This is a genomic window from Streptomyces hygroscopicus subsp. hygroscopicus, from assembly GCF_030269125.1.
Taxonomy (GTDB): Bacteria; Actinomycetota; Actinomycetes; order Streptomycetales; family Streptomycetaceae; genus Streptomyces; species Streptomyces hygroscopicus_C.
In genome coordinates this window covers 427,824-442,118 of sequence record NZ_BSSM01000003.1, presented here as the reverse complement: position 1 = coordinate 442,118, position 14,295 = coordinate 427,824, and the positions used below count along the sequence as shown (strand labels likewise).

Genomic DNA, 14,295 nt, shown 5'->3' with positions numbered 1-14,295 from the left:
CGTTCGCTGACTTGGGCCGGCGAGGAGAAGGCGCGGGACTGTCGAACACCGGCCGGACGAACTCCGTGCGGCCCGCGGTGCCGCTCGTCGCCGTCGAGAGTGACGGTCGTGGGATCCGTGGGCGGCCGAGGCCGACGCGAACCCGGATTCCACGCGGGCACCGCACCGATGAGGTGACCCTACCTGCTCGGGTCGCCATGTGCCCGGCCGGTGCCGCGTGCGCGGTCGTACGGTTCAGTCAGCGTGGGCCGCGGACTGGTCGGCCAGGGACCGGCCGAGTTCGCCGAGGCGGGAGGGGTCTCGCTGCAGCGCGCGCAGTCCGAGAAACCTGATCAGATCGAAGAACACGTCATCGTCCTCGATCTTCTGATCCAGCAGCATGGCGAGTGAGCCGGGCTCGTCGTACGGCAGCCTGCGCACGGGCTGTTCCGGGCCGGTGGGCCGTACGGCGGGAGCGGCGGCACCCGAGGTCGTCCGCGGCTCCGGAACTGCCGTCTCCGGCACGGCCACAGCGGGTGTCCCGCCCGTGACCGGGACCTCAGCGGCCGGTGGCGCCGAGCGGCTCGGGGGAGGAGCGGTCGCGGGGGCCGGGCGCGTCGCCGGGTCATGGGGCTCCGGCTGCCTGGAGCCGGACGACCCAGTCGGTACTTCGGAAGCCGCCGGCGCCACGGGCCTCTGCTCCGGTTCGGCTTCCTGCTCGGGCGCCGGCTGCCGGGGGGCCTCGCGCGCGAGCCTCTCCGCTTCCCTGCGGGCCACGCGCTCCGCCTCGGCCCGTGCCCGTTCCGCCTTGAGCGCGTCCAGGGCCGCCTCCTGCTCCTCGGCCGGCTTCTTGCCGACGGCGCGGAGCAGGTCGATCGGCTCCTGGCCGATGCGCGCCTGGAGTTCGGGGGTGAGCGTCAGCAGGGCGAGCCGCTGGGACACCCACCCCTGGGACCGGTGCAGCCGCTTGGCCAGCGCGGTCTGACTGCCGTGGATGGCCAGCAGCCGCTGCAGGGCCCGTGCCTCGTCGAGTTCGCCGAGGTCCTGGCGGTGGATGTTGGCCACGAGCGCCGATTCCAGGAGTTCTTCCGACGTGTTGCCCTGGTCGTCGCTGACCATGACCTTGACCGTGGGCAGCCCGGCTTCCCGGGCGGCGGCGAGCCGGCTGCTGCCGTCGATGACGACGTATGTGGTGTCCGGTTCGAGGTCGCCCTCGCGGTCGGGGTTGGCTTTGAGGTAGGCGTCCCGGTTCATGACCGTGATCGCCTGCTTCTGGCCGTGCGTCTTCAGGCTCCCCGCAAGGTCGGTGAGGTCGCCGAGCTGGGAACGGGGGTTGTCGGGGTTGGGGCTGATCCGGTGGATGGGCAGCTCGGTGGGTGGGGCGATGCCCTCGGTCGGGACACCCGTCGCGGCGGCCACCGCCTGTCGGCGCGCGCTGACGGTGCGGGCGCCGCCGAAGCGACCCGCCCCCAACTGGTCGGCCTTGCTCATGAGATCTCCCGGGCCAGTGCGCGCATGCCGATGGCCTGCTGGGACTTGGGCGCGTAGGAGAGCAGGGGCTGCTTCATCCGTACGGCTTCCTTCTGCTCCTTGAGGTCTCCGATGAGGCCCACGACCCGCGGATCCTTTATGTCGACCCACCCCTGGAGAGAGGAGGTGGCGATGTAACCGCGGCGCGAGTCGTAGAGGTTGACGACGATGCCGAGGTAGTCGATGTCGACCTGGAGGTCCGCGCGGAGGTCCTCGATCTGCGTGGTCAGCAGCTCGTAGGCGTCGGCGGAGCTGTCCTCGGCCTGGACGACGATGAGCGCGCCAGACTGGCCGGGCTTCTCCCCGTCGCGGCGCCGGCCGTAGTAGGCCGCCGCGTCCATGCTGAGGCCGAGGCTCGGAGGGCAGTCGATGAGGATGACGTCGTAGTCGGACTCCAGGGACGTGAGGGCGCGTTCGAGGGCGGCTTCCCGGGCCCGGACGGCGGACAGTCGCACATCGAGGAGGAAGGCGTCGTTGCACGCGGGCAGCAGGTGCAGCCGGCCGCCGAACCTCTCCTCGTCGATGGAGACGACCAGGTCGCGCAGGTCGCCCTTGGGGTCTCCCGCCATGTGGTTGGTGAGACTGTCGCCGTTCATCGGCAGGGGAGTGGCGCCGAGTTGGTTGGTGAGGTGGCACTGCGGGTCGAAGTCGACCAGCAGGACCCGCATCCCGAGTCCGGGCAGGTTCTCGACCTCCAGGGGGTCGTCCTGCGACTCCGCGCCGTCGGCGTCCGCCTCGCTGTCCCGCAGGGCCTTGGCGAGCGCCTTCGCCACGCGGACGGGGTGCAGGGCGTCCGGCGACTCGGCCAGCGCCTCGCCGACACCGGCGGTGATGGCGGTCTTGCCGACACCGCCCTTCTGGTTGCAGATGACGATGCGGCGGGTCACCGAGGGACGTACGACATCGGGCGCCGGGTTGGTGTCGAGCCACAGCTGGACGGACTGCGCGAGGCCCTGGATGAGCGAGACCCGGCGGTCCTCGGCGGAACGCCGGAACTCCTCCCACTGCCCGGGAGGCAGGAAGGTGGAGAAGGAGTCGGCGCCCGCGGTGTCGACGGGCGCCGTGGCGGAGGCCAGCGCGCACCAGTCCCGGACGCCGTGTTCGACGGCGGTCTGGATCTCGATGCCGAGCTGGGCAGCTCTGATCTTGAGGTTCTGCCGGAGCCAGCCCGGCAGTTTGGAGACGACCTTCTCGCGGTCGCTGGAGGTGGCTGGAGAACTCATGGAGGACACCTTACTAACGCCGATGATCAGTTGAAGCACCGACGCGTTAGTTTTCAATGCCGTGTCGGTCCGTCAGTCCCTTTTGGCGCGTGGCGGTTCCGGCCGAGCAGCCGCTGCCGGGCGCGTTCGCCGTACGCGACCAGGGCGAAGACGCAGTACACGAGTACGCAGTTGGCCAGGATGAAGACGATGTCCGCGGTGGTGTGGAGGCGGGGCCAGGCGGCGAGGACGAGGACGAGCCCGATCGGCGTACCGGCGTACACCGCCAGGAGGACCGGGCGGCGGGCGGCGAACCGCTGGACCGGGGTGGGAGGCCGGCCGGCTCCGGCCGCCGCGCCGAGGACGGCGCGGGCGAGGGCGGCGACGAGACCGGAAACCCGTGCGACAGACCGGGGGGAGCGTGTGGTCATGATGCCTCCTCGCGCACTGGCAGGGTGAGATCGACGGCAGGGCCCTCGGCCTTCCGGACGCGGGCACCGAGCGAGCGGCAGATGGACAGCATGCGGCGGTTGTCCCGGTCGGTCAGCACATGGACCGATGCCATGCCGAGGCGGTGAGCCTCTCGAAGGGCCCGTCGCACCAGGCTCGTGCCCAGTCCGACACTCTGCCAGGCGTCTTCCACCAGGATCGCCAGTTCACCGGTCCGGGCCGCCGGGGTGTGGAGCAGGTGTGTGGCGGCGATGACGAGGTCCAGGTCGTCGGCGGGCCGCGTCACCCACGTCAGTCCCCGCTCCGGAGCGGTCAGCGACCGCCATTCGGAGGGGGTCAGTCTCTGCCGCGCCGTCTGGTAGCGACGGTGACGTGACTCCGGGCTGCAGCGCGCGTGCATCGCGTTGACGGCGTCGAGGTCGCCCGTCACGGCCGGCCGGGTCAGCGTGGACCGGCCGTCGAGGGCGAGGATGGGATGGTCACCGGGCTGAAGCGCGGCGGGGGCGTACGACACGGAGGTACCCGTTCTTCACGGAGTGCAGGGTCGGGCTCGGCAGTCAGGACACGCGTGACGGGGACCGCCCCGCCTGTACTCACATGTTCGGGCTAGTGTGCGATGGTGCTGACAGTATGGTCAATTCGGCTGAGTTAGTTGGCTGTTCCACGTCGTCAGGACAAATACAGGATGATTCACTGAGTGACATCGTCGTCATCGGCGGAACGTCCGGTCTTGGCAAGGAAGTCGCAACCGTTCCGTCAACGGGATCGACCTCGCCTGTCGAACGGGGTGGCTGCTGCGCTGATCCCGGGCGCGGCCGACGGCGGGGGAAAGGCGGGTGGCGGACTTCAGGACGACGTGAGGCCAACCGTGCGGTACGGGGCCGGTCGGAACAGTGCGCCCCGAGGCGCGTACTCCCGGCCGGCTGGGCGTAGCGTGTGGGGACGCGGCGGAGCGGCCCGTCCGGTGCGCCGGCCGTGGCCCGGTCGACTGCGCCGCCTTCCATTGTTCCGAGACAGGAGCGCTCCATGACAGCACGTCCTCGCCGGCCCGGAGCATGCCGTCCGGCGGCCCTGCGCAGCGGTGCCCCGCTCGTCACCATGATGTTGGCCGCCGTCGCCTGCGCTACACCGGTCGCCCACGCGCGCCCCGCGGAGCCGGTCCGGGTCATGACGGCGTCCGCCCCGGTCACCTCGGCCACCGCCTGCGCCGACCGGGTCTACAACGGCATGACCCAGGCACAGCGCATAGGACAGCTCTTCATGGGAGGGGTGTCCGCCTCCCGGCCGAGCGCGACCGATCTGCGCACCCTCCGTGACCACCACGTGGGCTCGGTCATGCTGACCGGGCGCAGCAGCGTCGGCACCAAGGCGACACGCAAGGTGGTGGACGGCTTCCGCGGCCAGGCGGACGAGGTCTCCGGCCGGCGGGTGGGCCTGCTGGTCGCGACGGACCAGGAAGGCGGCCAGGTGCAGGTGCTGAGCGGCCCGGGGTTCTCCACCATCCCGACCGCGCTGACACAGGGCGGCTGGTCGACGTCGACGCTGAAGAGCCGGGCCGCGGGGTGGGCGGCCCAGCTGAAGTCCGCCGGGCTGGACCTCGACCTGGCCCCCGTCGCTGACGTGGTGCCGGTCAGCCTCGGCACGCGCAACGGGCCCATCGGGCGCTACCACCGCGAGTACGGCCACACCCCCGACATCGTCGCCTCGCACAGCGGAGCGTTCGCCGCCGGGTTCAAGCAGGCCCATGTGATGACCACGTTCAAGCACTTCCCCGGTCTCGGCCGGGTCATCGGTAACACCGACACCACCGCGAACGTCGTCGACTCGGTGACGACCGCCACCAGTTCCTACCTCACGCCGTTCAAGTCCGGGATCCAAGCCGGTGCGCCGTTCGTGATGACCTCCTCGGCCACCTACACGAAGATAGACGCCCATCACATCGCGGCCTTCTCGCCCACGGTCATCCGCAAACTCCTGCGTACCCAGCTCGGCTTCCAGGGTGTCGTCATCTCCGACGACCTCGGACAGGCCGTCGCCGTACGGTCCTTCACGCCGGGTCAGCGAGCCGTCGACTTCCTGTCGGCGGGCGGCAACATGATCCTCACCGTGAAGCCGTCCATCGTTCCGGCGATGGCGCAGGCGATCAGCGACCGGATGCGGACCAGTGCCGCGTTCCGCGCCGACGTCGCCGACAGCGTGCACCGCGTTCTGCTGGCGAAGGCGGGTGCCGGACGACTCGGCTGCGGTTGAGCGGCGGCCGGAGGACGGTCGGGGCATTGCGTCACCAACCTCCGTGGACAGAACAACTAGCCGAGGGCGGGTAGGCCGCCCATGGCGCCGAGGACGGCGCCGTTGACGTAGCTGGCGTCCGGGGATGCCATGAAGGCGACGGCTGCGGCGATCTCTTCGGGGTCGGCGAGGCGCTTGAGGGCGACGGCCTGTCCGGCGGATTCGAAGGCGTCGCCGTAGACGGCGGTGCCTTCGGTGCGGGTGGGACCCGCGGCGACGGCGTTGACGCGGACGCCGTCGGGGCCGTATTCGGCGGCCCAGACGCGGGTGAGGGATTCGAGGGCGGCTTTGGTGGCGCCGTAGATGCCGCTGCCGGGGCCGGGTGTGCCGGCGGCGCCGCTGCTGATGTTGATGATGGCGCCGTGTCCGCGTGCGGTCATGCCGGGGGCGAGGGCCTGGACGAGGAGGTAGGGGGCGCGCAGGTTGACGGCGATGTGGGCGTCGAAGGTGGCCGGGTCGGTGTCGGCGGTGTGGGCGAAGTGGAAGACGCCCGCGTTGTTGACCAGGATGTCGACGTGGCCGGCGCGCTCGGTGAGCGCGGTCACCTGTGTGGGGTCGGCGAGGTCGGCGGGTTCGAAGCGGGCGGTGGCTCCGAGGGCCTCGATCCGCTGGAGGGTGTCGGCCGCGCGGTCCTCGTCGCGGCCGTGGACGATGATGTCGGCGCCGCGTGCGGCCAGGGCCAGGGCGGTGGCGCGGCCGATGCCCGCGGTGGCTCCGGTGACCAGGGCGGTCTGCCGGGCGAGGTCCTTGTTCATGATCGTGCTTCTTTCTCCGTCGTGCGGTCGTTCAGCGGGTGCGGCGGGCGGTGAGGACGGTGTCGTGGACGGTCACCCGCGTGCCGTCGGGTGTGGTGGCCGCGCGCGGGCGCGCGGTTCGGGTGAGGACCTTCCACTCGTGTCCGGGGAGGTGGGCTGCGAGGTCGTCGGCGGTGTAGAAGAGGCCGGCGTCGGCCGGGCGGGGCATGGCGGTGTTGAGGTCGCCGGGGTGGTGGCCGACGATCACCAGGTGCCCTTCGGGGGCGACCCGGGCGGCGAGGGCTGCGAAGACCGCTTCCCGCACCGGTGGGGGGAAGTGGCTGAAGGATGTGGTGACCAGGTCGTAGAGGGGCCTTTCGCCGGGCTGCCAGCGGCGGATGTCCGCCTGCTGCCAGGTCATGCGGCCGGCCAGGTGGGCAGGGGTGTGCCCGGCGGCCCGGTGGAGGGCCTGGGAGGAGAAGTCGACGCCGGTGACCTGCCAGCCCTGTCCGGCCAGCCAGATGGCGTCCGCGCCCTCACCGCATCCCACCTCCAGCGCCGCCCCGGGCGCGAGGGGCGAGACCTCCTCGACGAGCGCGGAGTTGGGCTCACCGCTCCACACCTGGCCGGTGCCGCTGTAGCGCCGGTCCCAGAAGGCGGCACTGAAACGCGGGTCGTTCTCGGTCATCACGGACTCCTTCGGACGGCAGGGCAGGGTCATGCGTGGGTGGTGTCGGGGGCGGGTGTGCGGCGGGCCCACACGCCGAAGAGGATGAGCCCGGCCGGCGGGAAGGCCGCGGTGGCCAAGAGGGTCGCGCCCAGGCCGCCGGTGGTGGCCAGGACGCTGGTGAGGACGGCCAGGCCCATGGCGCCGCCGAGTTGCTGCAGGCCCACGAGGGCGCGGCGAGGGCCGATCATGGAGCCGACCCTGCCGCTCGGCAGGATCATCCCGCCGAAGGCCAGCGCGTAGGCGGTGACCACCCAGGACAGACCGGTGCTGGAGAAGCCCGGTTCGCGGCCGATGTCGGGCAGGGGCGCGTTCACGATCGAGGTGTCCACGACGAACATCAGCTGCGTCAGCACCAGAACCACCCCGGCCGCCGCCACCGAGCCGCGGCGAACGCCCACCATCGCACCGGTCGGCGGCGCCGGCGTGGTATCAGGCCCACCCGCCGGGGCGGTGGGCGAGTTGCCTCGGGTCATCGCACGGTCTCCTGTCCTGTGTCATCGCCCGCGTCGGGGCGCCTGCTCGACACAGTCGGACCACGCCGATCAACATGCAAAGATCCTTGCTGCGGTGGCAAGGTAGGGGCATGGACGAAGAGACCGCATCGACGATGGAGGCGGTCGGGCCCCGCCTGAAAGGGCTGCGCACTCAGCGCAACCTGTCGCTGACCTTCCTCGCCCAGGCCACCGGGATCTCCCTGAGCACGCTCTCCCGTCTGGAGAGCGGTCAGCGCCGCCCCACCCTCGAACTGCTGCTCCCTCTGGCGCGCGAGCTGCGCGTGGACATCGGCGAACTCATCGGGGCGCCGCAGACCGGCGATCCCCGCCTGCGGCTCAAGCCCGTCACCCGCCACGGCATGACCATGCTGCCCCTGACTCGGCGAGCGGGAAGCCTGCAAGCGTACAAACTGATCATCTCGCCCAAGATGCGCTCACCCGAGCCCGAGCAGTCCAGCCATGAGGGCTACGAGTGGATCTACGTCCTCGACGGCCGCCTGCGCCTGGTCCTGGGGGACAAGGACCTGGTCATGGGGCCCGGTGAAGCGGCCGAATTCGATACCCGCACCCCCCACTGGTTCGGCAACGCCGACGAGAACCCCGTCGAGATCCTCAGCCTCCTGGGCCACCAGGGAGAGCGCGCGCACCTCCGGGCCCGGACCGTACGGCGCGACGGCACCGCAGCGGGCCCCGAGTGACGCGCGCACGGCGGGAAGGCCACCACGCATGTGTACCGCCGCCGTCCGCTCGGCGCGCGCGGGTACGAGGGACCCGTACGGCCGTTGGCGTTGTCAGGGCGTGGGCGCGGTTCGCATGTCGGCGGGAGCGGGCGGCGGTATCAGGCCCGGGTGACGGCCTGTCGGCCGGCACCGCGCGGCTGGGGCGCGAGCCCTCCGCTCAGGACTGACGGGCAGAGAACTGGCGGCGCAGATAGCCGTACCAGGCGTGGGCGTACGCGGCACTCACCGAGGCTTCGGGGGCGAAGAGGTCAAAGGCGTGGTAGGCGCCGGGGTACAGGTGCAGTTCGACGGGCACGCCGCCGGCCTGGAGCCTGGTCGCGTAGCTCAGGTCCTCGTCGCGGAAGACGTCGAGTTCGGCGGCCGCCATGAAGGTGGGCGGCAGGCCGGTGAGGTCGCTCGCGCGTGCGGGCGCGCAGTACGGCGGCACCTCGTCGGCGCCGGTGCGGTCCCCGAGGATCAGGTTCCAGGCCAGGATGTTGGTCGCGCGGTCCCAGATGCCGATGCCGGTGACCTCGTGACTCGAAGCGGTGGTGTTGCGGTCGTCGAGCATCGGGTAGCTCAGCGCCTGGAACAGCGGCGCCGGCTCGCCATGGTCGCGGATCATGAGCGCGGTGGCCGCGGCGATGCCGCCGCCCCCGCTTTGCCCGGCCAGGGCGACCCGGCCCTCGTCGATGCCGAGCGCGCCTGCCTCACCGCGGAGCCGGCGATAGGCGAGCAGTCCGTCCTCGGCGGCGGCCGGGGCGGGAGCCTCCGGCGCGAGCCGGTAGTCGACGGAGGCGACGATGCAGCCGACCTCCCGGACCAGGTGCTTGAGGGTGGGATCGTCCTGGGCCGCGTATCCGAGGACCTGCCCCCCGCCGTGGAACCAGAGCAGCACCGGAAGCGGCCCGGCCGCCTCGATGGGCCGCAGCAGCCGGAGGGAGAGGGTGGATCCGTCCGGGCGGACCACGTCGACCTCTTCGACGGACACGGACGGCTCATCCGGTATCTGGGCCGCGATCGCCTCGGCGAAGGCGCGGACGCCGGCGCGTGTGCCCTCCAGGTCGCCGAGGTCGAACACCCCCGCCTCCGTCATCGGCACCGCCTTCAGGGCCTCGGCGAGTTCGGGGTCGATCCGCTCGTGTGTGTTCTGGGTGTTCATGTCGTTCGTCTCCTCGCGGCTGCACAGCAGCCGGTCGTGCAAGGGATGGTGGGTCGTCTGGACGCGCGGGGGGCGGGCGGACGGAGAAGGGGCGGGCTCAGCGCGGGGTGGTCGCGGGGGCGTCGAAGTAGTGGCCTTGGCCGAGGTCGTCGACGAGGCCGGGCCGGACGGGCTTCCATCCCAGGAGGTCCCGGGTCAGCGCGCTCGACGACGGGTTGTCGGCCTGGGCATGGGCGCTCAGGAAGCCGAAGTGGGCCTCGGCCTCGGCCGGCTGGATGCTGACCACGGGGAGGTCCAGGCCGCGCCCGATGGCTTCGGCGATCTGACGGAAGGTGATCCCTTCGTCGTCGACGGCGTGCAGCCGTGATCCCGCCGGCGCGGATTCCAGCGCCAGCCGGTACAGGCGTGCCGCGTCGAGCGTGTGCACGGCGGGCCAGCGGTTGGCCCCGTCGCCGACGTAGGCGGAGACGCCCTTGGACCGGGCGATGGAGATGAAGGTCGGGATGAAGCCGTTGTGGTCGAGTGTGCTGTGCACGGTCGGAGTGAGCCGGACGACGGACGAGCGGATGCCGCGTTCGGCGAGTGCGACCACCGCGTTCTCGGCGTCGATCCGTGGGCCCCCGTCGAGCGCGTCGGCCTCGGTGAGGGCCTCCCGCAGTCCCGCGAAGGCGAACACCACTGTCCCCGAGGTGGCCACCAATGGCTTGCCGGTGCCGGCGAGCGCGTCCCCGAGGGTGCCGATGGCGCGCAGATCGGCCGCGATCGCGCCGTCGAAGTCGCCGGCGAACATGGCGTCGTGCTTGAAGGCCAGGTGGACGACGCCGTCGGCCGCGGCGGCGGCCGCGGCGAGGCCGTCGAGATCGTCGAGGTCGCCCCGGTGCACCTCGGCACCGGCAGCCGTCAACCAGGCGGCGGACTTGTCCGAGCGGGCCAGCCCGATGACGTGGTGTCCCGCTTCGAGGAGTTCGGGGACGACGGCGGAGCCGACGTGTCCGGAGGCTCCGGTGACGAAGACGCGCATGGCGTTCCTTCCTGCTGCGGGCTCCCCACCGGGGCGAGGAGCCGTGATGTCAGTCCGTGACATCACCGTAGCACCGATGTCAGTCTCTGTCGTCACTCTGATGTCAGAGTCTGTCATCGCGGGTGGGGAATCACCACGGCGTTCAGCGCCAGGCCGACGCGTCGAGCGGGTCCTCCATGCCCCGCCGCAGACAGCGGAATGCTCGATGAGCCGGCGAGGGGAGGAGCCGTGGAAATCACCGTCCAGTGGATACGGACGTCCTGAGGCCGGCGTACTCGTCCGGAGGAGCCGGGACCGGCCCGCGGAGGTGAGGGGTCCGTTCCCGTGCCCGGGAGGCGTGGGCGGACAGCCCGGTGCCGACGGCGGACGGTCATTCGGCCGGGGGCCGTCGTCAGGGCTCGTCCACCCGTCCGGTGCCCCGCACCACGATGGGCACGTCGTGCTCGGCCGAGACAGTCTGCGCGAGTTCCTCGGCGATCCGGCGGAATTCCTCGCGCAGACGGGTGTCACCGCTGTCGTACAGCACCAGTTCGTGCCGGGCGTCCACCGGCGTGGACGGCGAGGGCGCGTCGGCACGTTCGCGCCGGCCGCGTATCCAGAGGCCGCCGCCCGGCATGACCTCGTGCGACCTCTCCGCGAGACCGCGGCACGTGGCTGGCCTTCATGTCTTCCCACTTCACATCAAGATGTGCTCGGCACGGCTTGCGAGCGCAGGCGCAGGCTAACGCGGTCATGGGCGCGGCGGACCGACGCGGGGGAGGCGTGTACGAACGGGAACCGAGACGTTCCCTCGATCGAGGGAACACCCGGGAGCGAGCCGGCCAGGTCCATTCCCCGGTGAGGCAATGGCCCGCCGTGGCGTCGGCCGCGAACGGTCCTACCTGGCGACGAGCTGGGGCGGAGCCTGTCCCCAGGCCGCGACGGTGCCCAGACACAGGTCCGTGAGTCCTCCGCTGCGGACCTCCACCAGGAACCGTTCCAGTTCGGTGGTGGTGATGCCGAAGGTCTCCTGGAGGTCCGACCTCAGCTGTTCGGCGCTGAGCTGCCAGAAGCGGCCCATGGGGGTGGGGCCCACCGAGGACGCCGACGCCTCCGTCCCGACGGCCGTGAGGCCGGCCGCTCCGAGCACCCGGGGAAGGTCACGGGCCCATGTGCAGTCGGTGCCGATCCGCGCCTGCACCGCGGCGCACATGGCGAGGCTGACCTTGCGGTAGAGGGGGTTGGGAGAGGACCCCAGCGGGAACTGGGCCAGGTCCTCGACGACGAGCCAGCCGCCCGGCTTGAGCCAGCGGGCGACCCTCGTGAGGTCGGCGTCCCGGCTGCGCAGGTGGGAGAAGACCCAGCGGGCGTGGATGAGGTCGAAGGAACCCGCGGGGAACTCGTCCCGTGTGACGTCGTGCTCCCGCGCCTCCCAGCCGTTTCTGCTGCCGGGATCGGGGAAGAGCCGGGTGTCGATGTCCGTTGCGACGACTCGTCCGCGCGAGCAACGGGCCGCCAGCCAGCGGGCGGTGGTCCCGAGTCCGGCTCCTATCTCCAGGCAGTGCCAGTCCGCCCGCAGAGGCAGGCGGCCAAGGCGCCGGAACGTGTTCTCGTCCAGGGCCTGGGCGAGCGCTTCGAGACGCTCGGCCTCGTCCGGACGCAGGTGCGAGAAGACATGGTCGCCGTACACCTCCCCGGAAGGGGCCGGCGGGCTTGCTGTGTCGGTCACTTCTCTCCTCGCTGATCTCTTCGCAGAACAGCGACCCGGCGAAATACGAATCGCTCAGGGAAACGGATCAGGCGGTGTCCCATTCCATGGAATGCACGCGCTCCATCACCTTCCGTACTCGGGTGAGGACGTCGTCGCGGTCCGCCTCGGACGACTCGGCCACGCTGAAGGACAGAGCGAGAAGTGAACCGAACCGTCCTCCGTTCTCGTGGGCGAGCGCGACACTTCCCTCCCACAGGGCCGACCGCAGAAGCCCCGGAGTCAGTTGCAGATCACCCGCCGAGCCGATGACGAGGCGCCGCGCGAGGCTCCGCTCCAACGCGGTCGGCGTCCACTCGCCCGTGACCCCGTCGTGTTCCAGTGCGGTGGCAAGCTCGGCCAGGAGACTGGACGGAGAGGCGGCCGGACTGGCCAAGGCAAGGGGCTCGGGCATATGTGGTTCCTTCGAGGGGCACCGGTGTGTTGAGGAGAAAGAATCATGTGTTTCAGGAAAGTGACAGTTCTGATGTCCGAGTCACCTGGTAGTGATCACTATGCCAGGCGATAGGTGTGAGGTGGTAGGCGGGAACAGGGACATGACATGTTGCACCCACCCGTTGACCGGGTCTCCCGGAGTGAGACCCGGTCAGGGCGTCACCCCCGTCACTGGGCCCGCAGCAGCTCCGCCGCTCGCTCCGCGATCGCGTACACCGTGGCGTTGGTGTTGGCGGACACGATGGTCGGCATGACGGAGGCGTCGGCCACCCGCAGTCCCTCGACGCCCCGTACGCGCAGCTGCGGATCGACCACGGCGCCGTCGTCGGTGCCCATGCGGGCGGTGCCGCTGTAGTGGGCGTACGTGCGGATGTTGCGGCGGACGTAGGCGCGCAGGGCCTCGTCGTCCTGGACGTCCGTACCGGGCAGTGCCTCCTCGCCGCGCCACTCGGCCAGCGCCGCGGTCCGGCCGATCTCCCGTACCGTGCGCAGACCGTGCACCAGGGCATCGACGTCCCGGGGATCCGTGTAGTAACGCGGGTCCACGACGAGCGCGCTGCCGGGGGTCGCGTCGGCCAGCCGGACCGTGCCCCGGCTGAACGGCCGCATGAGCGCGACCATGAGCATGTACCCCTGGTCCATCGCGGGTCCGGGCAGAGTGTCCTCGCGCAGCGGCACGTCGACCATCTGCAACTGGACGTCGGGGCCGTCCAGGGACGGGTCGGTGCGGATCAGCCCGGCGACCTCACCGTGATTGCCCGTCGAAGGCGGAACCGGGCGGGAGGACTGGTAGACGACTCCGGTGAACGGGTGGTCCTGGAGGTTCGCCCCCACCCCGTCGAGGTGGAGCCGCGGCTCGATGCCCACCTCGCGCAGGTGGTCCCCGGGGCCGATGCCGGAGAGCATCAGCAACTGGGCGGAGCCCAGCGCGCCCGCAGTGAGTACCGTCTCCCGGGTCGCCCGCGCGCTGTGCGGCTGCTCACCGACCCCGTACTCGACACCCGTGCACCGTCCGCCGTCGAAGGTCAGCCGGTGCGCGAGGGCGTCCGTCACCACGGTCAGGTTGGGGCGGTCGAGGACGGGCCGGAGATACGCGGTGGCCGCGTCCAGGCGGAGACCGTCGACGATGGTCAGGTCCTCCCGTCCGAAGGCCTCGTCCAGACCGCTGGTGAAGTCCTCCGTGACCGGGTGGCCCGCTTGCCGCACCGCCTCGAGGAATGCCTCGGACAGCGGGTGGGGCTGGGCGGCGGGAGCGACCCGCAACGGTCCTTTCATGCCGCGGTATCGGGGGTCACGGCCGGGTACGCCCGTCAGGTTCTCGCTGCGCTTGAAGTACGGAAGAAGCCCGTCGTACGTCCAGCCGGTCGCGCCGGCCTTCTCCCATGCGTCGTAGCTGGAGCGGTGCCCGCGAAGGAACGTCATGGCGTTGATGGAGGAACTGCCGCCGAGGGCCCGCCCGCGCGGCAGGGGCACCACTATGCCGCCTGCGCCTCCCTGTGGAACGCTGTGATCGGCCCAGTCGGCGTCGGAGCCCATCAAGGCGGGCCAGGCGGGTGGAACGGCCATCAGGTCGAGCGGTTCGGCGCTGCCCGCCTCGATCAGGAGGACGCGGACCTCCGAGTCCTCCGAGAGCCGGGCTGCCAGTACACATCCAGCCGTGCCGGCACCCACCAGGATGTAATCATAAGTTTCTGTGTGCATCGTCCAGCCTTCTCCAGGTGCGTCACGTGGCTGCTCAGTGACTTATATGGGCAGGAACATACATTACTTTACATGTCTCGTGAGCGCGCAAAGGGTTAAGTG

Annotated in this window: 15 protein-coding genes; 2 read left to right on the top strand and 13 right to left on the bottom strand. The window is 71.0% G+C overall.

Annotated elements, in window-relative coordinates; all coding sequences use genetic code 11:
- Nucleotides 1–234: 234 nt before the first annotated feature.
- From QSK45_RS10105 to QSK45_RS10090, 4 genes are read right to left on the bottom strand one after another with little or no spacing between them, the layout of a single operon-like run.
- Complete coding sequence (locus QSK45_RS10105) at nucleotides 235–1,470, bottom strand: ParB/RepB/Spo0J family partition protein (RefSeq protein WP_285555309.1); 1,236 nt, start codon at nucleotides 1,468–1,470, stop codon at nucleotides 235–237.
- Nucleotides 1,467–2,732: a ParA family protein gene (locus QSK45_RS10100; RefSeq protein ID WP_285555308.1), complete on the bottom strand. Its 1,266-nt coding sequence runs from the start codon at nucleotides 2,730–2,732 to the stop codon at nucleotides 1,467–1,469. The genes QSK45_RS10105 and QSK45_RS10100 overlap by 4 nt, the downstream gene beginning before the upstream one ends.
- 53 nt (nucleotides 2,733–2,785) lie before the next feature.
- Nucleotides 2,786–3,142: a hypothetical protein gene (locus QSK45_RS10095; RefSeq protein ID WP_285555307.1), complete on the bottom strand. Its 357-nt coding sequence runs from the start codon at nucleotides 3,140–3,142 to the stop codon at nucleotides 2,786–2,788.
- On the bottom strand, nucleotides 3,139–3,675 hold the full coding sequence (locus tag QSK45_RS10090) for a GNAT family N-acetyltransferase (RefSeq protein ID WP_285555306.1): 537 nt from the start codon (nucleotides 3,673–3,675) through the stop codon (nucleotides 3,139–3,141). The genes QSK45_RS10095 and QSK45_RS10090 overlap by 4 nt, the downstream gene beginning before the upstream one ends.
- Before the next feature lie 512 nt (nucleotides 3,676–4,187).
- Between QSK45_RS10090 and QSK45_RS10085 the strand changes: the two genes are divergently transcribed.
- Complete coding sequence (locus QSK45_RS10085; protein ID WP_285555304.1) at nucleotides 4,188–5,411, top strand: glycoside hydrolase family 3 N-terminal domain-containing protein; 1,224 nt, start codon at nucleotides 4,188–4,190, stop codon at nucleotides 5,409–5,411.
- A 56-nt stretch (nucleotides 5,412–5,467) separates the two neighbouring features.
- Here QSK45_RS10085 and QSK45_RS10080 read toward each other — a convergent pair whose 3' ends face one another.
- The 3 genes from QSK45_RS10080 to QSK45_RS10070 are packed head-to-tail and all read right to left on the bottom strand — an operon-like array spanning nucleotide 5,468 to nucleotide 7,387.
- Complete coding sequence (locus QSK45_RS10080) at nucleotides 5,468–6,205, bottom strand: SDR family NAD(P)-dependent oxidoreductase (protein WP_285555302.1); 738 nt, start codon at nucleotides 6,203–6,205, stop codon at nucleotides 5,468–5,470.
- Nucleotides 6,206–6,236: 31 nt separating this feature from the next.
- The gene (locus tag QSK45_RS10075) at nucleotides 6,237–6,872 is read right to left on the bottom strand and encodes a class I SAM-dependent methyltransferase (protein WP_285555300.1); all 636 of its coding nucleotides are present in this window, start codon (nucleotides 6,870–6,872) and stop codon (nucleotides 6,237–6,239) included.
- 29 nt (nucleotides 6,873–6,901) lie between these two features.
- Nucleotides 6,902–7,387, bottom strand: coding sequence for a hypothetical protein (locus QSK45_RS10070; protein ID WP_285555298.1), 486 nt, complete (start codon nucleotides 7,385–7,387; stop codon nucleotides 6,902–6,904).
- Nucleotides 7,388–7,497: 110 nt separating this feature from the next.
- On the opposite strand from QSK45_RS10070, the gene QSK45_RS10065 reads away from it, so the two are divergent.
- On the top strand, nucleotides 7,498–8,106 hold the full coding sequence (locus QSK45_RS10065; RefSeq protein WP_285555274.1) for a helix-turn-helix domain-containing protein: 609 nt from the start codon (nucleotides 7,498–7,500) through the stop codon (nucleotides 8,104–8,106).
- 199 nt (nucleotides 8,107–8,305) lie between these two features.
- Here QSK45_RS10065 and QSK45_RS10060 read toward each other — a convergent pair whose 3' ends face one another.
- The 6 genes from QSK45_RS10060 to QSK45_RS10035 all read right to left on the bottom strand — a co-directional run bounded on the left by QSK45_RS10060 (nucleotide 8,306) and on the right by QSK45_RS10035 (nucleotide 14,193).
- Nucleotides 8,306–9,289, bottom strand: coding sequence for an alpha/beta hydrolase fold domain-containing protein (locus tag QSK45_RS10060; RefSeq protein WP_285555272.1), 984 nt, complete (start codon nucleotides 9,287–9,289; stop codon nucleotides 8,306–8,308).
- Between the two features lie 97 nt (nucleotides 9,290–9,386).
- On the bottom strand, nucleotides 9,387–10,310 hold the full coding sequence (locus tag QSK45_RS10055; RefSeq protein ID WP_285555270.1) for an SDR family oxidoreductase: 924 nt from the start codon (nucleotides 10,308–10,310) through the stop codon (nucleotides 9,387–9,389).
- Between the two features lie 391 nt (nucleotides 10,311–10,701).
- Nucleotides 10,702–10,926, bottom strand: a complete 225-nt coding sequence (locus QSK45_RS10050; RefSeq protein WP_285555268.1) for a hypothetical protein — start codon at nucleotides 10,924–10,926, stop codon at nucleotides 10,702–10,704.
- 261 nt (nucleotides 10,927–11,187) lie between these two features.
- Nucleotides 11,188–12,018 (bottom strand): class I SAM-dependent methyltransferase, encoded by an 831-nt coding sequence (locus QSK45_RS10045; RefSeq protein ID WP_285555266.1) that lies wholly within the window; start codon nucleotides 12,016–12,018, stop codon nucleotides 11,188–11,190.
- A 67-nt stretch (nucleotides 12,019–12,085) separates the two neighbouring features.
- Nucleotides 12,086–12,451 (bottom strand): hypothetical protein, encoded by a 366-nt coding sequence (locus tag QSK45_RS10040; protein WP_285555264.1) that lies wholly within the window; start codon nucleotides 12,449–12,451, stop codon nucleotides 12,086–12,088.
- Between the two features lie 209 nt (nucleotides 12,452–12,660).
- Nucleotides 12,661–14,193: a GMC family oxidoreductase gene (locus tag QSK45_RS10035; RefSeq protein ID WP_285555262.1), complete on the bottom strand. Its 1,533-nt coding sequence runs from the start codon at nucleotides 14,191–14,193 to the stop codon at nucleotides 12,661–12,663.
- Between the last annotated feature and the right edge of the window lie 102 nt (nucleotides 14,194–14,295).